This is a genomic window from Pseudomonas syringae CC1557 (genome assembly GCF_000452705.1).
Taxonomy (GTDB): Bacteria; Pseudomonadota; Gammaproteobacteria; order Pseudomonadales; family Pseudomonadaceae; genus Aquipseudomonas; species Aquipseudomonas syringae_F.
The window spans coordinates 664949-689937 of record NZ_CP007014.1; the positions used below are offsets into that span (position 1 = coordinate 664949).

The 24989-nt window shown below is 54.4% G+C and carries 19 protein-coding genes and 4 pseudogenes; 10 read left to right on the forward strand and 13 right to left on the reverse strand.

Annotation, left to right across the window (positions count from 1 at the left end; all coding sequences use genetic code 11):
- Positions 1-6: 6 nt before the first annotated feature.
- Genes N018_RS03170 through N018_RS03185 form a run of 4 tightly spaced genes read right to left on the reverse strand, consistent with a single transcriptional unit; the run spans position 7 to position 4206 of the window.
- Positions 7-1113 carry an ABC transporter ATP-binding protein gene (locus N018_RS03170; protein WP_025388818.1) on the reverse strand — a complete coding sequence of 369 codons (1107 nt, stop codon included), beginning with the start codon at positions 1111-1113 and terminating at the stop codon, positions 7-9.
- Positions 1110-2003 carry a carbohydrate ABC transporter permease gene (locus N018_RS03175; protein WP_025388819.1) on the reverse strand — a complete coding sequence of 298 codons (894 nt, stop codon included), beginning with the start codon at positions 2001-2003 and terminating at the stop codon, positions 1110-1112. The genes N018_RS03170 and N018_RS03175 overlap by 4 nt, the downstream gene beginning before the upstream one ends.
- Positions 2000-2893 carry a carbohydrate ABC transporter permease gene (locus tag N018_RS03180; RefSeq protein ID WP_024646130.1) on the reverse strand — a complete coding sequence of 298 codons (894 nt, stop codon included), beginning with the start codon at positions 2891-2893 and terminating at the stop codon, positions 2000-2002. Before N018_RS03180 ends, N018_RS03175 begins: the two co-directional genes overlap by 4 nt.
- Entirely contained in the window at positions 2890-4206 is a 1317-nt protein-coding gene (locus N018_RS03185) for an extracellular solute-binding protein (RefSeq protein ID WP_025388820.1), read from the reverse strand. The genes N018_RS03180 and N018_RS03185 overlap by 4 nt, the downstream gene beginning before the upstream one ends.
- 165 nt (positions 4207-4371) lie before the next feature.
- Between N018_RS03185 and N018_RS03190 the strand changes: the two genes are divergently transcribed.
- The 6 genes and pseudogenes from N018_RS03190 to N018_RS27895 form a co-directional block, all read left to right on the forward strand.
- The gene (locus N018_RS03190; protein WP_024646132.1) at positions 4372-5496 is read left to right on the forward strand and encodes an ROK family transcriptional regulator; all 1125 of its coding nucleotides are present in this window, start codon (positions 4372-4374) and stop codon (positions 5494-5496) included.
- A gap of 483 nt (positions 5497-5979) precedes the next feature.
- Complete coding sequence (locus N018_RS03195; RefSeq protein ID WP_024646134.1) at positions 5980-6963, forward strand: DUF1852 domain-containing protein; 984 nt, start codon at positions 5980-5982, stop codon at positions 6961-6963.
- A gap of 25 nt (positions 6964-6988) precedes the next feature.
- On the forward strand, positions 6989-8023 hold the full coding sequence (locus tag N018_RS03200; protein ID WP_025388821.1) for a methionine synthase: 1035 nt from the start codon (positions 6989-6991) through the stop codon (positions 8021-8023).
- A 129-nt stretch (positions 8024-8152) separates the two neighbouring features.
- Complete coding sequence (locus tag N018_RS03205; protein ID WP_025388822.1) at positions 8153-8656, forward strand: flavin reductase family protein; 504 nt, start codon at positions 8153-8155, stop codon at positions 8654-8656.
- A gap of 275 nt (positions 8657-8931) precedes the next feature.
- Complete coding sequence (locus N018_RS03210; RefSeq protein WP_025388823.1) at positions 8932-10173, forward strand: DUF1835 domain-containing protein; 1242 nt, start codon at positions 8932-8934, stop codon at positions 10171-10173.
- 80 nt (positions 10174-10253) lie between these two features.
- A pseudogene (locus tag N018_RS27895) lies at positions 10254-10430 on the forward strand (EamA family transporter); the annotation flags it as partial.
- A gap of 244 nt (positions 10431-10674) precedes the next feature.
- Here the strand turns inward: N018_RS27895 and N018_RS03225 are convergent.
- From N018_RS03225 to N018_RS03240, 4 genes and pseudogenes are all read right to left on the reverse strand, one after another.
- Positions 10675-10986, reverse strand: a complete 312-nt coding sequence (locus N018_RS03225) for a cupin (RefSeq protein WP_025388825.1) — start codon at positions 10984-10986, stop codon at positions 10675-10677.
- Positions 10983-11192: a hypothetical protein gene (locus tag N018_RS03230; RefSeq protein WP_154219929.1), complete on the reverse strand. Its 210-nt coding sequence runs from the start codon at positions 11190-11192 to the stop codon at positions 10983-10985. The genes N018_RS03225 and N018_RS03230 overlap by 4 nt, the downstream gene beginning before the upstream one ends.
- A gap of 88 nt (positions 11193-11280) precedes the next feature.
- Positions 11281-12651 (reverse strand): annotated as a pseudogene (locus N018_RS03235) (transposase).
- Positions 12652-12738: 87 nt separating this feature from the next.
- Positions 12739-13794, reverse strand: coding sequence for an AbrB family transcriptional regulator (locus N018_RS03240; RefSeq protein ID WP_051476192.1), 1056 nt, complete (start codon positions 13792-13794; stop codon positions 12739-12741).
- Positions 13795-13945: 151 nt separating this feature from the next.
- Here N018_RS03240 and N018_RS03245 point away from each other — a divergent pair.
- A pseudogene (locus N018_RS03245) lies at positions 13946-14824 on the forward strand (LysR family transcriptional regulator); the annotation flags it as partial.
- A gap of 188 nt (positions 14825-15012) precedes the next feature.
- Here the strand turns inward: N018_RS03245 and N018_RS03250 are convergent.
- Entirely contained in the window at positions 15013-16398 is a 1386-nt protein-coding gene (locus tag N018_RS03250) for a GntP family permease (protein ID WP_024646146.1), read from the reverse strand.
- 348 nt (positions 16399-16746) lie between these two features.
- On the opposite strand from N018_RS03250, the pseudogene N018_RS27900 reads away from it, so the two are divergent.
- Positions 16747-16917, forward strand: a pseudogene (locus tag N018_RS27900) (GNAT family N-acetyltransferase); the annotation flags it as partial.
- A 253-nt stretch (positions 16918-17170) separates the two neighbouring features.
- Positions 17171-17941 (forward strand): SDR family NAD(P)-dependent oxidoreductase, encoded by a 771-nt coding sequence (locus N018_RS03260; RefSeq protein ID WP_025388830.1) that lies wholly within the window; start codon positions 17171-17173, stop codon positions 17939-17941.
- Between the two features lie 614 nt (positions 17942-18555).
- Here the strand turns inward: N018_RS03260 and N018_RS03265 are convergent.
- Together N018_RS03265 and N018_RS03270 are read right to left on the reverse strand one after the other, a co-directional pair.
- Positions 18556-21474 carry a putative bifunctional diguanylate cyclase/phosphodiesterase gene (locus N018_RS03265; protein ID WP_025388831.1) on the reverse strand — a complete coding sequence of 973 codons (2919 nt, stop codon included), beginning with the start codon at positions 21472-21474 and terminating at the stop codon, positions 18556-18558.
- A 31-nt stretch (positions 21475-21505) separates the two neighbouring features.
- Complete coding sequence (locus N018_RS03270) at positions 21506-22327, reverse strand: phosphate/phosphite/phosphonate ABC transporter substrate-binding protein (protein WP_032632897.1); 822 nt, start codon at positions 22325-22327, stop codon at positions 21506-21508.
- Between the two features lie 710 nt (positions 22328-23037).
- Here N018_RS03270 and N018_RS03280 point away from each other — a divergent pair.
- Positions 23038-23673 carry a hypothetical protein gene (locus tag N018_RS03280; protein WP_024646150.1) on the forward strand — a complete coding sequence of 212 codons (636 nt, stop codon included), beginning with the start codon at positions 23038-23040 and terminating at the stop codon, positions 23671-23673.
- A 46-nt stretch (positions 23674-23719) separates the two neighbouring features.
- Here N018_RS03280 and N018_RS03285 read toward each other — a convergent pair whose 3' ends face one another.
- Both N018_RS03285 and N018_RS03290 read right to left on the reverse strand, forming a co-directional pair.
- Positions 23720-24271 (reverse strand): hypothetical protein, encoded by a 552-nt coding sequence (locus tag N018_RS03285; protein WP_024646151.1) that lies wholly within the window; start codon positions 24269-24271, stop codon positions 23720-23722.
- 430 nt (positions 24272-24701) lie between these two features.
- Complete coding sequence (locus tag N018_RS03290; RefSeq protein WP_024646152.1) at positions 24702-24941, reverse strand: hypothetical protein; 240 nt, start codon at positions 24939-24941, stop codon at positions 24702-24704.
- Positions 24942-24989 lie beyond the last annotated feature (48 nt).

Consider the following 24989-nt stretch of genomic DNA (forward strand, 5'->3'; position numbering starts at 1 on the left):
GGACGGTCACTTGGCGGGTTGGGAAAAGGAAACGAGTTGGCGCTGGCCACTCTCGATATCGAATAACAAGGGCGTGGCGTTGATCGCCAGTCGAACCTGAGTGCCGGGTGTCAGGCACTGTCGTCCGGCGAGGCTGATCACGCAGCGGGTGCCGGCCAGTTGGCAATACAGCAAGCTGTGGCTGCCCAGGTTTTCCGTGGATTCCACGGTTGCCGTAACACCCTCCGGGTTCAGCGTGAAGGTTTCAGGCCGCAGCCCGATCAGCCATTTGCCCACCCGATTGGAGGCAACGCCGAGCTTGATAGGCAGGCGTTGTCCATCTGCGAGCATCAGGACGTTGTCGTCCAGGCAATTCACCGGCAGCAGGTTCATGGGCGGTGTGCCGATGAAGCCGGCGACAAAGGTGCTGGCTGGTTGAGCGTAGATATCGGCGGGCGTGCCCACCTGCTCGACGTGCCCTGTGTTGAGGATCATCACGCGGTCGGCGAGCGTCATGGCTTCTGTCTGATCGTGGGTGACGTAGAGAATCGTCGCGCCGGTCTGCTGATGCAGGTTGCGGATCAGCAGACGCATTTCGTGACGCAGGGCGCTGTCCAGATTGCACAGCGGCTCATCGAACAGCAGCACTGGCGGCTTGCGGATCAGCGCCCGGCCAATGGCAACCCGCTGGCGCTGACCACCCGAAAGCTCTCCGGGTTTGCGTTGCAGCAGGTCCTCCAGCCCCAATGAGACGGCACATGCCCGAATGCGCTGTTCCCGATCCTTGCGTGAAACACCGGAAAGCTTGAGCGCATAACCAATGTTCTCGGCCACGCTCATGTGCGGGTAGAGCGCGTAGTTCTGGAACACCATGGCGCAGCCGCGTTCCTTGGGTGGCAGCCGGGTGACATCCCGGCCACCCATGAGCACTTGCCCTTGGCTGACTTCTTCCAGGCCCGCCACCAGGCGCAGCAAGGTCGACTTGCCGCAGCCGGACGGGCCGAGAATGACGCTCAGCTCACCGGCCTTGAAGGTGAGGTCGAGCCCGTCAAGGATATGCCCGGCACCGTAACGTTTGTGCAGGCCTTTGAGGACGATATCCGGAGCGCATGCAATAGGTATGAGCGCGGTCATTTACCGACTCCAATCAGGCCTTTGACGAACCATCGCTGCATAAACGCAATGACGAGGATAGGGGGCAGCATGCTGACCACGGCGGCGGCCATCAGCAGGTTCCATTCGGGGACCTGAGTTGTATCGGTCGGCAGGAAGCTGGCGACGCCCAGTACCAGCGTGCGCATGTCCTCACGGTTGGTCGCGACCAGCGGCCACAGGTAGTCTTTCCAGGCACCGATAAACACCAGTGTGCCGAGCGCCGCGAAGTTGGTCTTCGACAGCGGTAACAGAATGTCGACGAAAAAGCGCCAGGGCCCGGCGCCGTCCATGCGCGCGGCTTCGACCAGCTCGGCGGGCAGGGTCTGGTAAAACTGCCGGAACAGAAAAGTGCCAGTGGCCGAGGCGATCAGCGGCAGGGCGAGGCCGGGATAGCTGTCGAGCAGATTGATGGTCGGCACTGGCAGCCACTGGATGTCAAGCCATTGCAATACGGTGCGCACCGGGCCGAACAGATCGCTGGCCACCGCGTAGGTCGGGATGATGCGCACTTCCAGCGGCAGCAGCAGCGCACCCAGTACGGCGAAGAAAATTACCGAGGTGTAACGGCTGCGAAAATACACCACTGCAAAGGCCGTCAACGCCGAGAGTGTCAGCTTGCCAATCACCACCAATGTCGCGACCAGCAGGCTGTTGCCCAACAAGTGCAACAGGTCCAGACGCCGAGTCACCTGTTGCAGATTTATCAGCAACTGGTCGCCGGGTATCACTGCCAGGCCCTGGCTGAATAGCTGTGAATTACTGACCGTTGCCGAGCAGACCGCCATATACAGCGGCCCAAGCGCGAATATCAGCCCCAGCGTCAGCAGCAGGTAGGCACCTGCGTTGAACAGCCGATTGTGCTCACTCATGCTTTCACCCCACGACGCTTGAAGTGCAGCATGAGCTTGAATTGGGCGACGCTCAGCACCACGACCGCCAGCAGCATGAGCACCGAAAGCGTGGATGAACCCGCCAGATCCAGTCCCATGAACCCGTCGGTGTAAATCTTGTACGCCAGCACATTGGTGGTATCGCCCGGTCCGCCGTGCGTCAGGGTGTCGACCAGGCCGAAGCTGTTGGACAGGCTTTCCAGCAGATCGATAACAAACACGAACAGCAAATACGGCGCGATCAGCGGCAACTGGATATCCAGCATGCGTCTGAGCGGACCGGCACCGTCCAGCGCTGCGGCAGCGAGGTAGTCGTCTGGCACCGACTTCAGGCTTGCAACCAGCATCACGAAATTGAACGGCACCAGGCACCACGCATAGGCCACAACCAGCAGCAGCATGCTTTGTACCGGGTTGGCGTAGGGCGCCCAGGTGCCGGGCGCGATGGCGTTGATCCAGGCAAAAATGCCCATCACCGGGTTGGCCAGTACATGAAAGACAATACCGATGGTGGCGCCCGATACCGCGTAGGGCCAGATCAGCAGGTTGCGGAACACGGCGTTGCCGCGCAATTTCAGTTCCAGGCACAAGGCAAGCACCAGCGCGATGAGGATTGAAAGCACCACGCTCGACAGACTGAACACTAGCGTCGAGCCCAGCGACGCGAGGACGCCGGGATCATTCAGAACCCGCCAGTAATTGCTCAGTCCGACAAATACCTCATGGCCTCCAAAGGGCGGCACCAGATGAAACGACCACCAGAGTGCCTGGACCGCGGGCCAGTAGAAAAATAGCCCGAGTGCCAGCAATTGCGGCAGGGCAAACAGCAGCGCCAGACGCGGCTGCGGAAAGTACGCGCGGGGCTTCATGGTGTCGCCTCGTTTGGTGGGGTACTGATGGGCGGCTGATGCATCTGTTGAAACAGGCCGAGCAACTCGTTGACACGCAGGGTTGATTGGCGCAGCGCGTGATCAACGCTTTGTCGGCCTGCCAGTGCGTTTTCCATTTCTTGCGACCAGATCAGGCGCATCAATGTGATGAAACCGCAGCGCAATGGGACAGACGGCTGGCCGTCGATGTCGGCGAGCGCTGTCAGGCCGACTGTCACGGCTGACGGTTTCCGGGCGCTGGATTGCAGCGTCTCTGCAGCAGCCTGAGTGACTGGTAGGTAACCAGTACGTGCGCTGAAGGTCAGCTGGTTTTCCGGCAGCAGCAAGAAGGCGAGGAATTCTGTGACCAGCCGATAATCCCGCACTGAATGCCCGCGCATCACCCACAGCGAGGAGCCGCCGGGCACATTGGCCTTGCGCGTTGTGTTGGCGTAGATCGGCAGCGGGGTCACGTCTATATCGGACTCAAGCTCGTCGTGCATGACATTCCACGCCCCGGTCGAGTCCAGCAGCATGGCGCAATCATCTGTGGAGAACGCCAGCGCCTGCTGACCGCTGCGGGTCGAGGCCTCGTAGCGAACCAGCCCCTCGGCAGTCCATTGCGCCAGGTCATTCATGAGGCGCAGATGCGTACCTGTGTCGAACTGGTAACGATCATTTTTTTCGATGCGCACCGCGACATCCGAGCCCTGCGCCGCGCTGGTTTGTTCCAGCCAGATCCACGGCGCGAACTGAGTAGCGACAGGGCAGGCATGACCGTTTTTCTTCAGCGCGCGCAAGGCCGTGGCAAATGCCTCCCACGTGGCGGGCGGCTGATGGATGCCTGCTGCGGCCAGAGCGTTTCGATGGGTGTAGAGCACGGCTGTTGATACTGCGAAAGGCTGGGCCGCGAGCGCGCCATGGTCGTCCGCGTAATAGCGGCGTAATGCGGGCAGAAAAGTGTCGCTCGCATAAGCCCTCTGATGATTGGCCATCGTTGTCTCGACATGCTCTGTGGCTCCACCCAGCAACATGTCCGGGGTGGCGACGTCGTAAATTTCCACCAGCGCGGGACCGATGCCTGCCCGATAGGCTGCCACCGTTTTCTGCAACGTTTGCTCGTAGGTTCCCTGACGAATGCAGTGCAGGCGATCACCTTCTTCACGCGGCGCATTGAAGCTTTTGCACAGGTCAGCGATGGCGGTGCCTGCCGCGCCGCCGTGGCTGTACCAGAACTCGGCTGGCGCGGCGAGGGTATGGGCGGCGAGTGGCAGCAGAGCCAGCACAGACAGAAATTTATGGATGACAGGCATGGGGGCACTCACAGGAACTGAGTGTTATTTAATACAGGTTGTGTGTAGTATTTGTGACCTGTGGGACTTTTATCAAATGTTCATGATTGAAGTGTGTAATCGACGACGGGCGATACACTGCTCCACACGCCGACTGTTTTAATCCTCTTCTGACACGTTGATTCCATGCCTCTCGACCTCCAAACGCAGCCGCATCCGCTCTTGAGCCTCAATGAACGCAAATTGCTGGACATCCTCCGGCGGCGCGGCGCGATTACGCGCGCCACGGTGTCTGCCGAAATGGATCTGGCGCAGCAGTCGGTTCACCGGCTGATCGAAGAACTGATCAGTCGCGGGCTGTTGCGCAGCGGCGAGCGCGTGAAGAATGGCCGTGGTCAGCCCAGCCCGCGTATCGAACTGGTCAATGAGGCGGTGTATGCCATTGGCGTTTCGATCAACACTGACTCGGCCGTGGTCTGTGTCGCCGACCTGGGTTGCAATGTGCTGGAGCAGGTCACCTTGCGCACGCCGCCGCTGAGCCGCAATAGCACGCTGGATGCGCTGGAGAAAACCATCGAACGGATGCTTCAGCGCAACGGCATCGAAGCGGATCGGGTCATCGGGATCGGCTTCGCCATTGCCGGATTTTTCCTTCAGAACCGCCAGATCAACGCGCCCGAACCGCTGCGCGACTGGTCATTGATAGACTTGCAGCCAGTCCTCGAAGCGCGCTTTGGCATGCCCGTCTGGCTGGAAAACAACGCCACCACGGCGGCTATCGGCGAAAGCCTGGTGGGCGTTGGGGCATGGGCCAGCAACTTCATCTACCTGTCGTTCAACTTCGGCTTCGGCGCCGGCGTGGTCATCAACGGCAAACCGTATTTCGGCAGCCACGGCAACGCGGGCGAGATCACCCTGTACAGCGATCAAGAGTCGATAAACCGCCCGGCCTTGCGCTACTTGCTGGAAGAACTGCATCAGAACGGCGTGCATGTGGATTCAATCGAAGACCTGAGCTCGCGCTTCGACCCGGACTGGCCCGGTGTAGACGCCTGGCTAAAACGCATCCAGCCAACGCTGGACCGATTGGTCAATGCACTGGCAGGGCTGTTCGACCCCCAGGCCGTGGTGTTCGGTGGGCAATTGCCCCCCGAGCTGGGAAGACGGCTGATCGCCGCGACTACTTTCTGGGGGACCCATCGCTATAACGCGCCGCCGCCACGGCCTCAGTTGTTGCTGAGTGAGACAAATGGGGATGCGGCGGCTATCGGGGCGGCGCTGGTGCCGTTGAAAGAGCGGTTTTTTGTTTGATTTTGATGCGTTGTTTGCTGGGTTCGTAATTGTTAATTGCGCTTGGGCGTTGCTGGCTAAACATTCGCGAACCCCGCTGGTGCATTCCAGTATTGAAAAGGCAGTGTCTTCCGCTGTCAGCAGAAAAATCATTTATATACGGCGTTGTCAGCATGTACGGGCGCAGGGCAGCGAAAAGCGTCATAAATAAGCGTTTGTCGTCCAGGCAGCCGGGCTGCGACGTACTCGCGAGACGTATAGACGAGACGACACGCCAGGGCTCCGTCCAACGACCGTCATTCTATTCAGGGCCATCATGAGCCTGACTAATACTTTATTGAAATCAATTCGTTTTTGTTCATGTTGTCGTCCTGCTTAAAATGCGTGCAGCTCTTCACGATAGACAGAATAACGTCTGCCGGGTGAAGAAAAAAATATTGGTCGACGCTGAACAGAGCAATGAGCTTATTCAGGTTTGCCTCAAGAGCAGGGTGCCAGGCCGAGATGAAAAAAGAATTCACATTTGCTATCAAGAGCCTTTGTTTTGATGAGAATTATTTACCCTCAGACACAACGCGTATCACGACTAACTTTGCCAATCTGGCCAGAGGGGAGCGTCGCCAAGAGAATTTGCGCAACACGTTGAAGATGATTGACAATCGTTTCAATGCCTTGGCGCAGTGGGACAATCCTACCGGTGATCGTTATACGGTCGAGCTGGACATCATCTCCGCTGAAATGAACATTGATGCTGAAGGCCGTGACTGTGCTATCCCGTTGATTGAGGTCTTGAAAACAACGATCGTTGATCGAAAAAACAACGAACGTATCAAGGGGGTCGTAGGCAATAACTTTTCCTCTTATGTACGAGACTATGACTTCAGTGTGCGGTTATTGGAGCATAACAAGAGTCAGCCCGGGTTCAGCACGCCAGAGGGGTTTGGAGAGTTGCACGGAAAGCTGTTCAAGTGCTTTATTAATTCAAATGCCTATAAAGAGCATTTCGAAAAGCCACCTGTTATCTGCCTGAGCGTCTCGAGCGCCAGGATTTACCAGCGGACCGAGAATTATCACCCTGTCCTGGGGTTTGAGTACCAGCAGGATCAATACTCCCTGACGGATGAGTATTTCAAGAAAATGGGCTTGAAGGTTCGCTATTTCATGCCGCCTGGCAGCGCTGCGCCTTTGGCTTTTTATTTCTCGGGCGATTTGCTGGGTGATTACACCACCCTAGAGCTGATAGGCACTATTAGCACAATGGATACCTTCCAGAAAATTTATCGGCCTGAGATCTATAACGCGAACTCAGTGGCGGGGAAATGCTATCAGCCGAGCTTGAAAAACCAGGACTACTCATTGACTCGAATTGTGTATGACCGCGAGGAGCGTAATCGACTGGCAGCTGAGCAAGGAAAGTTTGCCGAAGAACACTTTATCAAGCCCTACCAGGCCATGCTTGAACAGTGGTCCATTAGTTGCGCTCTTTGATTCATTACAAAACAAGGCCATTTTCATGAAAAAACTGTTGCCCACATCGACTGCTGGCAGCTTGCCTAAACCCTCCTGGCTTGCACAGCCTGAGACCCTTTGGTCACCGTGGAAATTGCAAGGTGAAGAATTGATTGAAGGTAAGCAAGATGCGTTGCGTTTGTCACTGCAAGAACAACAATTGGCCGGTATCGATATTGTCAGTGACGGTGAACAAACTCGCCAGCATTTCGTGACTACCTTTATCGAACACCTCGACGGCGTTGATTTTGAAAAGCGTGAGACCGTCAGGATTCGTGACCGCTATGATGCGAGCGTGCCAACGGTCATGGGGCCTGTTGCTAGGAAAAAGTCTGTTTTTGTTGATGATGCAAGGTTTCTACGTCAGCAAACGACACAGCCTATCAAGTGGGCGCTGCCAGGCCCAATGACAATGATCGACACCCTCCACGATGCTCATTATAAAAGCCGTGAAAAACTGGCTTGGGAGTTTGCCAAAATCCTCAACCAGGAGGCCAAGGAGCTGGAGGCTGCCGGGGTCGATATTATTCAATTCGACGAGCCTGCCTTTAACGTGTTTTTTGATGAGGTGAATGACTGGGGCGTTGCCACCTTGGAGCGGGCAATAGAAGGACTCAAATGCGAAACGGCCGTGCATATTTGCTACGGTTACGGCATTAAAGCGAATACCGACTGGAAGAAGACGCTGGGTTCAGAGTGGCGACAATACGAAGAGGCGTTTCCCAAACTGCAAAAGTCCAGTATCGATATCATCTCGCTTGAATGTCATAACTCTCACGTCCCTATGGATCTGATTGAACTCATTCGGGGAAAGAAGGTGATGGTAGGCGCCATTGACGTAGCAAGCCATACCATCGAGACGCCCGAGGAAGTTGCCAATACCCTTAGAAAGGCACTCCAGTTCGTCGATCCCGACAAGCTCTATCCATGCACCAACTGCGGCATGGCACCCTTGCCACGTCGAGTCGCCAGCGGCAAGCTGCATGCGTTAAGTGCCGGTGCAGAAATCGTCCGCAGAGAGCTCTCGAACAAACGCTGAGCGACATTCGGAAATGGCTTACGTAGGTTGAGCCGGTTTCATCACTGAAAAGGCTGAGGTCAGCCGGATATCGGCTGCTTCAAGCCTCCTGTCAGCAATGTCAGCCCCATTATATGTTTAGGAGCTGCTATGTCACCTTTTGGTATTGCTATCAAACCATTGAGCTTTCGCGATGCGCTCGGCCACTACGCATCGGGTATCACAGTGATTACATCACACATCGCTGGCGAGCCGATTGGCTTCACGTGTCAGTCGTTCTATAGCGTGTCGATGAGCCCGCCACTGGTGTCATTCAGCGTCATGTGCGGCTCTGCAAGCTATCCCAAAATTCGCCAGGCAGGTCGATTTGCGGTCAATATCCTCTCGGGTGAGCAAGTCAATATTTCCAATCAGTTCGCACGGCGAGGCTCGGACAAGTGGCACGGTGTCAAATGGGAGGAATCGCCGCTGGGTAATCCGATTATTGTCGGCAGCCTGCACTGGCTTGATTGCGAAATTTACGCAGAGCATGCCGCAGGCGATCACATGATCGTGATCGGTGAAGTAAAAGCGTTAAACTTTCAAGAAGCCGCTACTACACAACCATTGCTGTATTTCAAAGGGCAATATCGAAGCCTCGCCGACCTTGGATAACCCTGGCGCTGGAGGGTAGTGAGATGGACTCACACGAGCAATAACCGCTTTTGGCCCACAGCCCCTGATTGTGATCAGCCGTTTGTTTTTCTCCCAACCAATCCAAAATCGGCGTATTTACAGGCTTTGCTTCCACCCATCCTTCCCGCTAAAGTCAGCACCTGGGCGTTTGCTGCGCCTGCGGTCCGGGCGAAGGGGTTACCCAAGGCATGCTTTTTCAATTTTTCATTCCAGCTCCCGGCTTGTCGGCGGACCGAGCCCTGTAAGGAGTTGGCATGCCCGCCACAAATGTTTCCCGTCATCACGGTCTTCTTGATCTACCTTCGCTGCGCAAGCGCGCCAAGCGTCTTTTGAAGGCACTGCAAAACAACGAGGCTGACGATGCGCGCTCGCAGCTGCACGCGCTCGGCTTGTGTGGCCCTGACTATCGCCTTGCCGACACGCAGTGGCTGGTAGCTCGCGAGGCCGGGTTTGCCAGTTGGCCCAAGCTGATCGCTCATGCCGAGAGTGTCGCGTTCGCCGCACGACATCCGGGTTTCGCTGCGACGAGCGAAGCGGCTGTCCAGCACTGGCGTTGCGGCAACGACATCGAGCACCGCCTGCGGATCGCCGGCTTCTCGGGTTCGTTTCATATGTTTGATGATCCGATGGTCATGGGCCCGGTCCCCGCATTACCTGATGACGACTACTGGTCAGTGCGAGCGGCTTTCGTGGAGCAGGCATTTGGGCTGTCTCCTCGTGATAGTCGACAGCGCCAAGCCATACAGCGCGACGCGTTGGCAAAACTGGATGCGGACAGTGAGCTGGTGCTGTGGTGCGAGGGCGACGCTTACGACCAACTGTTTCTTATACGGCTGCTGGCGAGTTTGCCAGCCTTGCCGCGCAGGCTCGAATTGATCGAGATCAATCGGGTGCCTGGCGTGCAGCGATTTATAGGTATTGGTCAACTCGCACCGGATTTGCTCGCCTGGCTCTGGCCGCAACGGCGTTCGCTCGGAGAGGACGCCCTGGCACTGGGGCGTGAAGCATGGACTGCCTATACCGCGCCAGACCCAAGCGAATGGGCGCGCCTCGCAGCACAACAGCATCCCGCGTTACCGCTACTCGGGCCTGCCTTGGCAAGGCAGCTACAAGAGCTTCCCGGCGCTAACGATGGCTTGAGTCTGACGCAACGTTTGACGTTGCGTATCCTCGCCGATCATGGCGAGTTACCCGCCGCCAAGGCTTTCGACCATCTGATGATGAGCTATGAGCCCCTGCCTTATCTGGGCGATCTGATGTTCCATTCGCTGCTGCGACCGCTAATCGAGGCACCACATCCGTTGGTGCACGAGCAGCCTGGAGGCGTGTGGCAGAAGCGCCTTCTTCGAATCACTGCCTTGGGCGAGCAAGCACTGTGTGAGCAGATTAACTGGCTGGATTACGCGCCAGCAGATCGATGGGTTGGCGGGGTGCAGATCGTTGCTGACCAATCACCTTGGGTGGTGAATGGCGAAGGGCGGGTGTGGCGTCGCTGAGCAAAGCCGAGAATGGGTTAATAACGCCAGTCACTGACAGTTACCGGTAATGGGATTCGCATGTGAATTTCCTTATGGGGTATTGGCTCTGCCTGCGCCAAAGCACCGAGACTCGCGTCACCAGCGTGCTATACCTGAGTCCGCCGATTACCTTGCTCTGGGCTTGGGCCATGTTTGATGAACCGCTGTCCTGGCAGATGGGGGCGGGGATGGCGATTTCCGCGATCGGCATCTGGCTAGTGATGCATGCCGAGGCCTGGAAATCCTTTGATGCGCCATGCGATTCAGTTCCTACTGCCCCCTCTGACGATTCAAGCGGTCATCGAGGTGCTGCCCGTCAGCATATCCCGATGGCGAGGGATCGCTGACTTGAGCAAGCGTGCCGATCAGATACTATTTCAGCGTTCGCTCCTGGGTCCATTCCGTCTGCAGGTACATGCCGCGAGCAATCTGCGTTATGGATTGCGGTATCTTGAGAACAGTAAATGACGCGCAGCAGCCTCAAACGCTGCCCTCACGTTCGATAACCAGAATCCGTGCTTCTCCACAAGGATGCGCAACATGTTCACATCCAGTCCCTGCGAAAAACACGTCGCCAACTACCAATGTAACGACGCGCTCGATGCCCGACTCGCGATAATGCATATCCACCGCTCCGTCGAGGACTGCGAAAACTTCCTCACCATCGTTGATATGCCACTTATATGGCTTGTCGGTCCAGTGGAGGCGGACAGTGGTTCCACCCATATTCGCTATGTCGTCAGCCCCCCACGCTTGAGTGGCGGTGAAGTTTTTGCTACGAATAACTCTCATTGATCGCGATTCTCGAACAGGTATTTCCGGCAATCTATCAGAACCATTGACCCACCGCTGCTGGCCAAAAAGAAGACCTGAACTGCACGGCAGCTGTCGGCCGTTTTTTTCTTTTGCCACAGGCAGCTTTGAGTCGATTCTGTTGAAAAAGTCGGAATTTCAAACTGGAAGACTTCGAGATTGATCGTCTCTTCAGAACCGCTCACCACGTTGCGTGGCTTTTCTGGTTCTGCGTTGATCGTTGTGGCTTAGTCAGTAGGTTGATTTGAGGTTTTTTGCTGGTTGCGGGCGTGCCTATCCCGTGGTCGGAGGCCCTTGTGAGGTCAGTTTTGCCAGTCTTCTGAGATTCTGTACCGCAGCCGCCAAGGTGAATTCGTCTTTCGCACCCGTCATTCCTCGTAGTCGCAATCGATCCAGTTTCAGGATTCGGTTGAGGTGAGCGAACAACATTTCGACTTTCTTGCGTTTGTGGCGAGAGCACACGTATTGAGGTGTCTTTGCGATGCGCCGCGCAACATCGCGTGCCGCTTCACGGACGCTGCGTGCAATTTTTCTAAACTAAGTGTTCGGGCAGCAGCGCTCTTTCATTGAGCATTTAGCGCAGTCGGTTTGCCGGGATCGAAAGATGATTGTGTCGGCTTTCGTGATATGTGAGCGCTGGTTCTTGAAGGCCCGCCACTCGCTACGCAACGCGTGTCCGGTGGGGCAACGATATTCTTGCGCCTCTTCGTTCCATTGAAAATCGCTGATTGAGAGGCTGTCGTTCTTGCGCTCGGTTTTGTCCCAAACCGGTACATGTGGCTCGATGTCTTTTTCGTCGACCATCCAGGCAACATCGGTGCGGTTCCATAGGCGGTATCGCCGATGAGCCGATCCAGCTTGATATCGAAGTGTTCTTCGACCCGCTCGATCATGGTCTTGGTGCTCTCGACCTCAGCGGTTCTGTGAGCAGAGGTCGGCTCCACGTCCATGATCACGCAATGCTCGACATTGATCAGGTAGTTCGTCGAGTAAGCGAAAAACGCCGGGCCTCCGGGCGCTGCGGTCCAACGAGAAATCGGATCAGTCAACGACAGACGCTTAGGCAGTGCTTCGGTCAAAGCCTCATCATCCAGCTCATCAAGGTACTCGCGGACGGCGCGAGTACTGAGCGACGGATCGCTCCAGTTGACCTCTTCGTTGCCGGGTACGCCTCTTTGCCGACGGGCATCTGCCTTGATGACGCTAGCGTCGACAGCAAACCCTACGCCCTTGACCAGACCCGCGTCCATGCACCGACGCAGCACCTGGTTGAACAGCCAGCGGAAAGCGAACTGTCACGAAATGACCGTGGCGATTCTTGGAAAACGTAGAGTGATTGGGGACTTCGTCTTCAATACTCAATCGGCAGAACCACCGATACGCCAGGTTCAAATGAGCCTCTTCACACAACCGACTTTCGGAACGAATGCCGTAGCAGTAGCCCACGGCCAACAGGCGAATCATCAGCTCGGGATCAATCGATGGACGCCCGATTGGGCTATAAAAATCGGCGAGATAATGGCGCAGATCGATTAGATCGAGGCATCAATCAATACTGCGCAGGAGGTGATTGGCTGGGATGTGATCTTCAATGTTGAACGAGTAAAACAGTCTTTCTTGCCCGTTCGACAATTGTCCCATCATGCTGCGAATCTTCCAGCTGGCCGATGACCTGACTTTGCCGCAGGCCAGGCAGGAGATCTACTTTTCAACAGAATCGGCCAGAAGCGGTCATTCAGCCCTACCTGCATTTTTAACCAACCCAGTTTTGAAGCGAGCTGCCATCCACCTGTAAAGTGGCAACGTGACCGCTTGTATCAAAATCATTCGAATGATTTGCATCGCCGTCACGAGTGTGACGGCCAGATTCAACGCCTCAGCCGTGAGGCTCATCTCGGGGGCACTTCCAGGCATCATGCCGAGTGCCAGTGAAAGCCAGGAGACGCCCAGCAGCCATCCAAGCACCCACGCGACCGACCCCGTAGCTATCACCGACCCCGCGAGCAAAGACATCACTTTGCACAAGAATGCCGGTGCCCGGCGGAAGAATACGCGATCAAAATTGATCGCAAGCGCGCACCCGACCATCAACTGCCCAAAGGCACTTAGCCAACCTGGCATGCTCATGTGCAGATCGGCGCCTGGGACTACTGCTGCACACACCAGAAAAGGACCAAAGGTCCAGGGGTTAGGAAAATCGAAGCGCTTGAACAGCAATGCTGCGACCAACCCCAACGGCAGAATGGTCAATAGCCACCCCCATACTACAGGGAGAGCAATGCCCTGCACCGCATTGGGTGCAGCAAACGATGCGGCTAACGGGACGCCGAGCAGAATCAATAACAGCCGAACGCTATGCGCTGCCGCTACAAACCCGGCATCTGCGCCGCGTTGGCGTGCCAGGTGGATCATCTCTGTTGAATTGGCAGGCATCAGTGCGAAGTAAGCCGTTGAATAAGGCACGCCCCAACGACACAGTATGATAATACCCAGCAAGGCCAACACCAAGGTGAGCGCAATTGCCACCGTCACAACCCCCAGATTTGAAAGCACCTCGTGCATGACGCTCAAGGTGAAGTGGCAACCGATTGCCGTAGCGACGATCAGTTGCCCAGCTTTACGGCCATGGGGAATCTCTGGCAACAACCAACCGCAGCAGCGCACTACCATCACCAGAGCCAATGATCCAATCACCCAAGGCAGTGGCCAGCCAATCAGACTGGCAAGACCGCCGCCGAGCACGCCAGCGAGCAGAGTTGTAAGAGGGGACACAGGAAGTTTGAGCATGAATGCCTCGATATTCGGGCCACGCAAGAGTCGCAGACCACGATCATTGGCGCGCATATTAATAAGTCGCGCTCATCACGAATAATATTAAGATGTGATGACTTTCATCACAGGTTGTTATTCTGTGATTTTCACCACGAGCGTATCTGCCATGAACCTGAAGGCCCTTAGATGCTGCGTCGAAGTGGCCCGGCAAGGCAGTTTCACCAACGCTGCACAGAGCCTGCACATCGCGCAACCTGCTCTGAGCATGGCTGTGAGCCGGATGGAGGAGGAGCTGGGTGTCACTCTCTTCAATCGCGCAGGCCGGAAAATCACCGTGACCGCTGAAGGGCAAAGCTTTCTGGCACGTGTGCAAGTAGCGTTGCTGGAGCTGGACATGGCGCGGCAAGAGCTACGCGATATGACGCAATTGCAGAGTGGCGAAATCCGCGTAGGCGTGCCCCCGATGTTCGGTCTCAACTATATCCCCGAGGTGCTCAGCGCATTCCGGATCCAGCATCCGGGCATTGTGATGACAGTGCTGGAAGGCAGCGCCGATGACATCAGCCAGCGCCTTGAAGACCGCAAAATCGACATCGCGTTATTGGAGTCGCGACGAGTCCAGTCGAGCTGGGACTCAGTACTACTGGGAACAGACGAGATGGTGCTATGCATGAACAAAGACAACCCGTTAGCCCTGGAACCCTTTCTAGAAGCCCGACACTTGCAGGATGAGCCCATGGTGGTGTTCGACGAGACATTCCTGCAACGCCATTTGCTCGACGCTTTCTGCGATGCTGGCAGCGCAAATTACCGAATTGCACTGCAAAGCAACTTCGTGTCACTCGTCATCAAGGCCACTGTCGACGGGATGGGAATTTCCACGTTATTGCGCTCTGTTCAGGAGCGCGTGTCGAGCATTGTGGGCGTTCCTTTCAAACCCGCACAAACTATGAGTTTCAGCTTGTGCTGGCGGGCGAACGAATACCTTTCCTTCGCTAACAAGCGGTTCGTCGATTTTGTCCAGACGACGGACATTTTTGAGAGGGAGTCGGCCAGCGGACGGAGTGACAGCTATGGGTCGATTCTGTTGAAAAAGTCGAGTGTGGCTTTCACAGCAGAAAAGTACGCGCCTGAGATTGAAATCTAGCGTGCCAGCTGCGATTGGCACGTCGTTAAACATGGTGTTGGATACCTCGCTCGGGCAGAGCTACTGCTCTGCGAACGAATCCCGATTTAAATCACTGTAATAGCCGCATTCAGGATCAACACCACAATCAATCCGACCACAGCCACGATGGATTGAACCACCGAGATAGTCTTGGTGGCTTCGCCCATGGTCATGCCAAAGGATTCCTTTACCATCCAGAAACCTGCGTGGTTCGCATAGTTGAAGAACAGCGAACCGCAGCCAATGGACAGGGCCAGCAAAGGCAGGTTGAGGCTGGGGTCAGCGCCAGCAAGCGGCGCCAGCAAGCCAGCAGCCCCTACGATACCCACAGTGGCGGAACCCGTAGACACCGAGAGCAACATCGCGATCACCCAACCAAGGATCAACGGAGGGAAGGCAGACTGCTGAGTCAGGTGCACAATGGCATCGCCTACTTTGGCGCTGGTCAGCATCTCCTGAAAGGCCCCCCCTCCTGCGATTATCATGATGATGGAGGCGATTGGCTTAAGGCTGTTACCCAGCGAATCGCGCACCTTTTCGGCGTTTCCACCGCGCGCGAGTAGCAGGCTCGCGCCCGCGAACAGCACGCCCAGGAGCATCGCAATCAGAGGGTTGCCGAGGAAACTAGCCATTTGCAGGATAGCATCGCCCTTGGGTAGCACCATCTCAGCGACGGCATGAATAAGCATCAGGATCGCCGGTAGCAAGGCTGCCAGCACGCCGAGCCACACACCGGGCCGGGGTTGATTATCGGCTTTTTCAGCTAGGGTGAATTGATCAAGTAACGTCTGATCAGGCCGAGTGCTCATTCGCCGTGAAATGAACGCGCCGTAAAGCGGGCCGCCCAGAATCATTGCAGGAATGGCCGCGATAAAGCCATAGAGCATGGTCGGCCCAACCGAGGTTTTGAGCGCGGCGATGGCCGTCAAAGGGCCAGGGTGCGGCGGTACCATACCGTGCATAGCGGCAAGCGCCGAAATTACCGGAACACCCACATAGACATAGGCCGAGCCTTTGAAGCGAGCCTGGCTTTCCAGCTTTCTCGCCACGCTGAATATCAGCGGCAGCATGATCACCAAACCCACCTCGAAAAACATAGGTATGCCAATTACAAAGGCAACCATCATCATTGCCCAAGGTATCATGCGATCCGAGGTGCGTTTAAGGATGGCCTCGGCAACTTGCTCCGTGACGCCAGCGTCAGCCAGAATTTTGCCTAGCATCGCGCCAAGCGCGATTACGAGCCCAACTGCCCCCAGTGTCTTTCCGGCGCCGGCGATCAAGTGGGCGACTATACTTTCTGGCTGCATTTGGGTTGCAAAGCCCACGCCAACGGAAACTATGATTAGGGCCAAAAGCGGGTGCATCTTGAGTCGCGACACAATGAGCGCTACCAGCACCAGGACGCTGACCAAGGCGATCATTAAGAGCTCTATATCTAAGGGTGTCATGAAAGGATCTCGGTTGGGCTGGCGCTCGACGTGCACTCAGCATTTGAAAACAGGTTAGAAATCGTAACGCTTGCAGAAGCACGCTAAAAACCAGGCAGCGTTCGCGTGCCTCCACGAGTAACGCCTGCATCATTAGCGAACACTTAATCTCTACAAGTTATCAGCGTCATAGCCCTTCCTTTGACTATCAATCGGCGGACACTATAGGGGCCATCGACGCTCAGTGAAACCCTGGGAATTCGGACATCTGGGTCAGGTCTAAAGCAGGCTAGGTGGAAGGTCTGCTCCTGGCCGTTCTCGGCAGGTCGCCACTACCGCGTACGCTGGTCAAGTCCATGCAGTTTGGCGTGTGAAAACGCGGGCCGAAAGCTCGGTATGAGTGCAGTGCATCTTTATACCCGCGAGAAGATGACCGACAACCTCTCGATTTACCCCAGGCTTGGGTATGTTCAAGTAGCGCTGCGCACTGAGCACGGTTTCAAGCGCGTTTATTTTGAAAAAAAAAGCCTGGGTTCATGAAGCGCGATAGTGCGTTATGTTTGGTAAATCGCAACCGAGTTGTAGCGTCGGGCCATCGGCGCAAAAGCGTTCATGGCAACGTCCTCTAAAATCACCGCCATTCAGAGGACGATCATTCCCGATAGAGCCAACGTGACCATTCAGCATCAGGCCGCTTTCGTTGAGGTCCCTTGTCAGCAACCGCTCACCTGAACGTCATGCCCTGTTCCGAAGTCATAAAAGATACTTCAGCCATGCTCCTCAAAGGTGCCTTATGAGTGTGATACCCGAACTGAATAGCGAAGCTCACGTGTTGATATGCGGAGCCAGCCGAGGTATCGGCCTGGCACTGTGCGCGGCTTTGCTTGCTCGCGATGATGTGGCACAGGTATGGGCAGTCGCACGAAGAGCCAGCACATCCGCAGAGTTGGCAAAGCTTGCAGAGCACTATGGCCAACGCCTGAAACGAGTCGACTGCGACGCGCGCGATGAGCAATCCCTCGAATCTCTCGTGAGCGAGACGCTTGAAGGGTGCAATCATCTGCACCTTGTCATCAGTACGCTAGGCATTCTTCATCAGGACGGCGCAAAAGCAGAAAAGGGCCTGGCACAACTGACGCTTGCGAGCCTGCAAGCGAGCTTCTTTACCAACACCTTTGCTCCGATCCTGCTGCTTAAACACTTGCTCCCGTTATTGCGCAAACAACCTTCAACGTTCGCGGCGCTCTCTGCGAGGGTTGGCTCCATTGGCGATAACCGACTGGGGGGCTGGTACAGCTATAGAGCCAGCAAAGCGGCGCTCAACCAGTTGCTGCACACGGCCAGTATCGAGTTGAAACGCTTGAACCCTGCCTCTACTGTCCTGGCCATACACCCAGGCACGACTGACACGGATCTGTCTCAGCCATTCCAGGCGAACGTACCTGATGGGCAACTATTCGAGCCGGCGTTCTCGGCGGATCGCATTATTGAGGTGTTAGGAGCACATGGACCGGCTGACAGCGGAACATTCTGGGACTGGAACGACAGACCCATTGCCTGGTGACTGCTGCTCAGAATCCTGAAAACCAAGGTAAAACAGCGCTACTGCTATGCCCTTTGTACTCAGCTTGCCCTCGAAGATCGCTGAGGCACATAAACAAACTGATCGTGGCTGGAATAGAAAGAACATTTAGCACCCAGAGAACGCCATTGCTGGAGTCAAATGTCACCAAGGCGACCAGGTTAATGACTGCCATGCTGATGATCAGAATATTGCAGATGAGGTGCTGACGTCTGGAGGAAGCAAAGCCTTCCCAGTCATAAATCAGCCACTCGTGAGAAAAAACTCCGCATTCTGAGCACTTATGAGTGGGCGGTATCCTGATGGGGATATGGCCACAGCTAGGGCACCGAGACTTCATAGCGTTATCCACTGCCTGTTAGATGGTGTTCCTGGTGGCGCTTGCCTGGCGATGTAATCGCAAAAGTCGCCCGGCCTATCGAGGAACACCCGAACTGGAGGGCGAGATTAGCAGGGCGCTCTCTTGTTTTCACTTCTTGCTCGGTAGCCGCTTCCAGCTTAGTGCCATTGGAGCTTACACGCTGCATACGGTCAAAAGTGGCAGTTGAGTACAGCCGTCGGTCATGACTGCTCTCGCAGACGCTAACAATACTACGTTACGCAACACCACTTTCAGAAAACCTGACCTCCAGACTACGTGACGCTTTAACCATGGCAGCACACTCATCACTGATGACCGGCTTACTAAAAAGATAACCCTGCATTTGATCGCAGCCATACGTCACAAGCCGCTCTAACTGGTCGACTGTTTCGACGCCTTCTGCAATGACTTTAAGACCCAGCTCGTGCGCTAATACGATTACCGCCCTGGTGATAGCGGCGTCCTCATGATTGCTCGTTATGTCTTTTATGAACGCCCTGTCGATTTTGAGGGCATCAAGAGGAAAACGCTTCAAGTAGGCCAAACTGGAATAGCCCGTTCCGAAATCATCGACAGAAAGACTTATGCCATATGATTTTATGTCTCGAAGTATTTCAACCGCCGACTCGGGATCAATCATCAGCATCGACTCGGTCAGTTCGAACTCTAAAAGAGCGGGGTTGATACCGTATGCTTCAACGATATGTTTGACGTTCTCGGCCAGGCCTTTTACCTGAAGCTGTCTGACTGACAGATTGATGGCGATCGGTACCAGCCTTATATTATTCTCTTCCCAGCTTTTTAGGGTTTCACAGACTTTCCGGATAACCCACACACCGACAGGGATAATCAGGCCGGTGTCCTCAAGAATAGGGATGAAATCAGCCGGAGAAACCATACCTTGCTCTGGATGATTCCACCGCAATAAAGCCTCCAAGCCACTTATCCTGCCATCGACGAGGCTGACTTTTGGCTGAAAATGTAGAATAAACTCATCGCGCTCAAGCGCGCCCCGCAATAGCGTTTCAGTTTGCAAGCGTTTAGTTAAACTTTCGTTCATCGTGGAGTTGTAAAACTTGAAATTATTACGGCCGCTTTTTTTGGCGTGGTACATGGCGGTGTCTGCATTCTTTAAGATAACGCCCGTGTCACGCCCGTCAAACGGATAGTTAGCAATGCCTACACTCGCTGAAACAAATATATCCTGGCCGCCAAGGTTGAACGGTTTTTCTAACGCATCAACCACATGGGCTGCAAGCGATTTGATGAGGCTCTCGGAATAAAGCTGGTGTGTGACGACGATCGAAAACTCATCGCCTCCCAGCCTCGCAACCACACTGTTCTCATCAATGCAGTATTTCAAGCGTCGACCTGCCTGGATAAGCAATTGATCGCCCACTGAATGCCCCATGGTGTCATTCACGGCTTTGAATCTGTCCAAATCTATGAATATGACGCTTACAGCATCTGGCGCTGACGTTTTCCGACTGATTATCTCGCGCAGATAATTGCTGAGAAACCAGCGATTAGGCAGATGGGTGAGCGAATCGTTTTCGGCCAGATAGGTTAGCTTTTTCTTTGCGTCATACCGTTCAAGCGCGGCTGCCAACAGGTTGGAAAGTGTTTGGATGTAGGTAATGTCTTCACGTGTAAAGGGGGAGTCCGTGCTGGCATAAACCCCAAGAACGCCCTTGAAAACATCCCGGCAAGAGATATCAACCTCTATGCCGCTTCTAATGCTGTAAGCTTCCACTGTTTCAGCAGGAAGCAGCATGTATCTGCTATCAGGCGCATCAAGATGAATGACAGACCCGGCAGAAGAAGCAGTGCCGTTCAAAAAATCATTATGATAGCCACTGCGTATGTCAAAGTGAGTCAAGCCAACCTCCGCTTTGAGGATGATCTCGTGACTCTCTCGATCAACGACTAACACTGCGGCCTTGCTCAATTTCAATCCTTGCGCCGCGGTCAGTGCTGCCAGTTCACCTAGAGCATTGACGTTTTCTTCTGTCAATGCCTGCTGGCCAAACAAGGCAATAAGGTTTTGCCTTCTGGAGTTATCCAGAATCGCGACCTCAAACTCTTTTCGATCTGTAATATCGATGTCGATGCAAATATATTTTTCAACACCGCCCATGTCATCGAGAATAGGTATGACAGTGCGGCGATGCCATGCTTCCTTACCGGTACGACCTGAAAGCCTGACCTCACCGTTCCACACCTCATTTTCGGGTGCCCATTGCCACGGCTCATTGGCTGAAGACATGCCGGTCCAGACTTCATCGATCGTCAACTCTAAAAGTTCAGCTCGCGAATGCTGCGAGCTTGTTACGAATCGTTCGTTAACATAGGTGATACGTCCGGAGGCCGAAACCTCGCAAACGATTGAAACTTCATCCAGGGCATTTTTATGCTGCACCAGGGTGTTCATCAGCGATTCGATACGCAGGCCAAAGTGATTGCGCATACTCGCGGCAGTACGGTTTACCGCTTTTATAGCCTCCTGTATTTCCATGGGAGCATCCGCGACCAACATAGCTTCTGCAGCCACTGCGCCTGAAGCGATTTCTGCCTCATAAGAGTGAAGCTTGCCTAGGTGGGCAAGTGAACGCTTGATCATGAACCCCATTAAAATCAAGCTTATGAGTAAAAAAAATACGGCGAATAGTGTAGCTTGGACTACCAGGTTATAGAGTTCACTGGCAATTTTTTCAGGATTAAAAGACAGACGCATCACGCCATAATCTTTTCCCCCGATAGTAATCGGACGATTGACATCGAATAATCGTGCCGCGACTTCGGATTCTATCCACGCAGGGGCTCTTCCAAAAGGCGCGCTGGCGGCCTGCAGGCGAATGGCTCCACCCGACAGGTCAATAAACATGGCCGACTTGAACGGCGAGCGAGCCAAGGTTTTTTCGAGGGTTCTTTTGATGGTGTCGTAATCGCCGATTACTACACTTTCCTCAACAGCTTGTGCGGCAACCTCTATCAGCATGTTAGCGGTGTCTTGTATCTCTTCAATATGCTGAAGCAGCTGGTTTTTATAAAAAAGAGTCAAGCCAGTCGTCAGGAAAGTCAGTATCAGAATAGATAACATCGCCAATATACGCGACGTCAGTGATTTGGGCAGCAGGCTTTTAAAGAAATTCATTAACAGCCTCTCCAGCTAAAGGTGAAATTGTTTACTTACGGTTTGCGGGCACGCTATTATAAAAATCACGATAGGCAGCATAATCCGCTTCCGTCGCAGGAATGAAGGTGATCGGTGTCGGTGCGTGGACCAGTTCGGTCGCCTCATTAAGAATTCTGCTACCCTCGGCATCATGTTGCATATTGAAAAAAGCGTTGGCTACCGCATCACGTTCTTTTTTAGACACTCGAGGGGATGCCATGAGGGCTAAATCATTGAACGAGGCCGAATTCCAAAGTACGCGAAATGACTTGCCTTCTCTCTCGGTGTAGCTACTCACAAGCTGTGAGTTGGCCCCCATCGCTTGAGCCTTACCACTAAGGAGTTGACTGAACGCACCATCCATGTTTCCTGCAAACACAGTAGACGTCTGTATCCCTTTCTTTACCAATTCCGAGCTTGTGACTTTATAAGCAATAAACGCTTCGGGTCCTGGGTAAACTACTTCCTTGCCCTCTAGTTCCGAAAGGCTATGAATGGGCGAGTCGGCAGGTACCACGATTTGTCCTTCGAGGGCCGGCGCGTCACGGCGACCAAACACCTTCCAGCCCATGGTGTCGCGTTCGGGGCTAAACAGATGGTTGGTAAAAGCGAAATCTACTTCTTGCGCGAGCACATAACTCGTTGTGTCCGAGGACGTTCGCCCTAATTTCAGAGTGAGATTCACCCCGCTTTTTTCGGACACGTACTTTATGATTGGATTCCAAAAACTGGCTGAAAGATTAAGGTTGTATTGATTGACAGGCGAAAAGTTGTACACTTTAAGCTCTTCAGAAACTGCCGCATTTGACAAGGCAAAAGACAGAGCGATCATTATAGCTTTGCAGGTCAGACGTAATGTCACGTGTTAACTCCAGCTGTATACTAACTTCTTGCCCAAAATTGATTAGAGCCAACTTAGGCTCAGCAATATAATAGGATCGGCCGAGGCTCTTGAATCTTAAGCGCCGATTGCATGAATAAATATTAACCGGCCAGCCAACACACCTGGCTGCCCCCGCCGCCAAAGGCGATGGCGTCTACCTCACATTTGAAGCGAGCACCACGCGTAGCCATTCAAGAGGTTTTTCATGCAGCCACAACGCTGTTCCTATTCACATCGTTCAAGGCTCAGGTCAGTCAAGAGTGCGCGCAGTCCATAGCCTCGATTGGCAGCATTGCGCTTAACCACGGCCTCGGCGCGAACCTCCTTCACAAGTGGAGTCTGCTTAAAACGCAGAACAGCATGGGAATGCAGTCCGTTTTTGTGTCATATCCGCGTTGAGATCCAGCACCCTGGCGGCACCGTAAAAATCAATCGGCCAGCCGACAGCGTAGACCCAGAGCAAGAAATCCTTCGTGGGTGTGATCAATGGTTTCTCAGACCATTCCCCTTGAAGGTCTGCGCCTGCCTAAAGATTATTGACGAATTTTTAGTGGCTGGCACAATAATGGCTACTACCGCTGTCGCATGAGGCAGTGGTAAGGCCGCAATTCTTGAAGGGATTCGGACAGACGTTCTGTTATTGACCAAGGAAATCGTAAATGAAACGTGTAAAGGTACTAGGCCTTGCGGCGATGCTGGTATTAAGCGGTTGCGCCAGTTTTACCAAGGATGAAGTAGCGCCCGTCACCATGCCCTCCATGGCCAGCTACGCGAATAAACCCAACGTGTTTGTTGCCTTTGATTTTTACCAGGGCACACCCGGCACCGCTAGCGCAGTAGAAGTGCCGCAAGCTCGGGATGCACTCAGGCCCCAGCTGCAAAAAGCGCTGACTGACTCTGGGTTGTTTGGCCGGGTGACCCTTGATGAGTTCAAGAAACAGCCAGGCGACTACAGCCTGCACCTCAAGGTTTATAACCATCCGCCAACCGGTGGCCAAATGGCAATGGGGTTTATCAGCGGCCTGACCCTGACTATTATTCCGTCGATGGCCACCGATCAGTACAGCATGAGCCTGGACGCGCAGGATCCCCAGGGCAAGGTGTTGAGAACGGTCAGTAACCATGATGCAATCAATACCTGGATGGGCATCTGGTTTGTGCCGATGATGGCCAATACGCCACAGAAGGCTGTAAACGATACATTTACGCGCCAGGTCAATTCACTGCTCAAACAGATGGTGGATAGCCAAAGTCTGAAGTATTCAATGCTGGATGTTACTGTTCCGCGGGCGTGATGAACTCACCGCCCTATAAAAAAGAGCCTCTATTGAGGCTCTTTTTTTATTTGTGATTCAGCGCCTGAGTAAACAGTGGGTCGTTGTATAAGGCCTTGAGCAAGTCACGCACCAGCGGGTTGTAGGCGTTGGCCGCATTAGGGATAGCGATCACACCCCAAAAGCTGCTGTTCCATTGGCTGCTGACCTGCTTGGTGGCGTCGTATTCAACTTTCTCGCCTTCAAGCAGGGTGAAGCGCGCGGCGATTGTGCCGTTGCCGGTGCCCATCCCGGCGGTCAGTTCATTCCGGGTGACCAGCACATTCAGCTGGCGCGGCGATCGCGGGTCGATGAGGCCTGCGCGATCCAGTTCACTGTTGAGGGCATCCTGGATATGTTGCGTGATGCTGCCGCTGGGGGATGTGACAGGGTTACCCCGCACCTGCAGTGAACCCTGACCTGCCGCAGCGCTGACCTGGGCCTGATGGATCGGTCGCAGGGGAGGGCTTTGCTTGAGCGTCTGGACGTTATCAAAGCTGGGCTCGTAACGCGTCATGGTCACGCCACAGCCTTGCATCAACAGTGCAAGCAACGTAACCACCAGTAGATTTCTTTTCACTGCATTTCCTTGCATGAGTTATTTGTGGGCGTGATTATCAGGAACCTCAGGTTCAAGGGCAATGCTTGATCGCCCGCCCTTTAAGCCGTGCAAGTCATGGGGGAACTGTGTCGAGGAAACGGTGATACCCAGGTCAGTGGTTTCTCTGGCAAACCCAAGGCAGTGTGAAGTGAAACTGATTTTTGAGATGTAGTTGATGTTCAGCAGTTACGCGTTTTCCAGTTGCACTAGCATCAATGACCGTAACTTACGCCCAATGTGAATCCGGAAAGCACTGATTTTGGCTGTGCTTATTGATCGTTCCACACGGGCTGTCAGACGTCTGTCACTGCTCATCGCGACCTCTCGCGATGTAAACCTGGAAAAAGAAGTGTGCCCCCCGCAAGGGATGCAATAAGGTTGCGACGGTCCAGATTCCGCCACACGGGGCTTACCTCCGCAGCGCTACAGCCTCTGCCACCAGGCACTCCAGCGCAAACTGCTCGGTATACGTCATCTGAATCGGCGTGGTCTCGCCCTTCACAGTCCTTTCGCCATCGAGAATGTAGCGAATTCGCTTGTCCGTGACACCGATACGCTTGGCGATCCACGAGGGTGTTTGTCCGATGCGCGAGATCAGTTTGTCGGCGTATTCGGTGGAAGGGTTGTAGAGTTCTGCATTGGGTGTCATGTGATTTCCGGATAAAGGTCAGTCGCTATATAGGCGCAGAGTATGCAG

Coding starts and splice junctions, on each gene's coding strand:
- N018_RS03250 (WP_024646146.1), bottom strand. CDS start 16,398: ATGACACCCTTAGATATAGAGCTCTTAATGATCGCCTTGGTCAGCGTC.
- N018_RS03210 (WP_025388823.1), top strand. CDS start 8,932: ATGCCCGCCACAAATGTTTCCCGTCATCACGGTCTTCTTGATCTACCT.
- N018_RS03265 (WP_025388831.1), bottom strand. CDS start 21,474: ATGAATTTCTTTAAAAGCCTGCTGCCCAAATCACTGACGTCGCGTATA.
- N018_RS03270 (WP_032632897.1), bottom strand. CDS start 22,327: ATGATCGCTCTGTCTTTTGCCTTGTCAAATGCGGCAGTTTCTGAAGAG.
- N018_RS03180 (WP_024646130.1), bottom strand. CDS start 2,893: ATGAAGCCCCGCGCGTACTTTCCGCAGCCGCGTCTGGCGCTGCTGTTT.
- N018_RS03260 (WP_025388830.1), top strand. CDS start 17,171: ATGAGTGTGATACCCGAACTGAATAGCGAAGCTCACGTGTTGATATGC.
- N018_RS03240 (WP_051476192.1), bottom strand. CDS start 13,794: ATGCTCAAACTTCCTGTGTCCCCTCTTACAACTCTGCTCGCTGGCGTG.
- N018_RS03200 (WP_025388821.1), top strand. CDS start 6,989: ATGAAAAAACTGTTGCCCACATCGACTGCTGGCAGCTTGCCTAAACCC.
- N018_RS03185 (WP_025388820.1), bottom strand. CDS start 4,206: ATGCCTGTCATCCATAAATTTCTGTCTGTGCTGGCTCTGCTGCCACTC.
- N018_RS03175 (WP_025388819.1), bottom strand. CDS start 2,003: ATGAGTGAGCACAATCGGCTGTTCAACGCAGGTGCCTACCTGCTGCTG.
- N018_RS03195 (WP_024646134.1), top strand. CDS start 5,980: ATGAAAAAAGAATTCACATTTGCTATCAAGAGCCTTTGTTTTGATGAG.
- N018_RS03280 (WP_024646150.1), top strand. CDS start 23,038: ATGAAACGTGTAAAGGTACTAGGCCTTGCGGCGATGCTGGTATTAAGC.
- N018_RS03190 (WP_024646132.1), top strand. CDS start 4,372: ATGCCTCTCGACCTCCAAACGCAGCCGCATCCGCTCTTGAGCCTCAAT.
- N018_RS03170 (WP_025388818.1), bottom strand. CDS start 1,113: ATGACCGCGCTCATACCTATTGCATGCGCTCCGGATATCGTCCTCAAA.
- N018_RS03205 (WP_025388822.1), top strand. CDS start 8,153: ATGTCACCTTTTGGTATTGCTATCAAACCATTGAGCTTTCGCGATGCG.
- N018_RS03290 (WP_024646152.1), bottom strand. CDS start 24,941: ATGACACCCAATGCAGAACTCTACAACCCTTCCACCGAATACGCCGAC.
- N018_RS03225 (WP_025388825.1), bottom strand. CDS start 10,986: ATGAGAGTTATTCGTAGCAAAAACTTCACCGCCACTCAAGCGTGGGGG.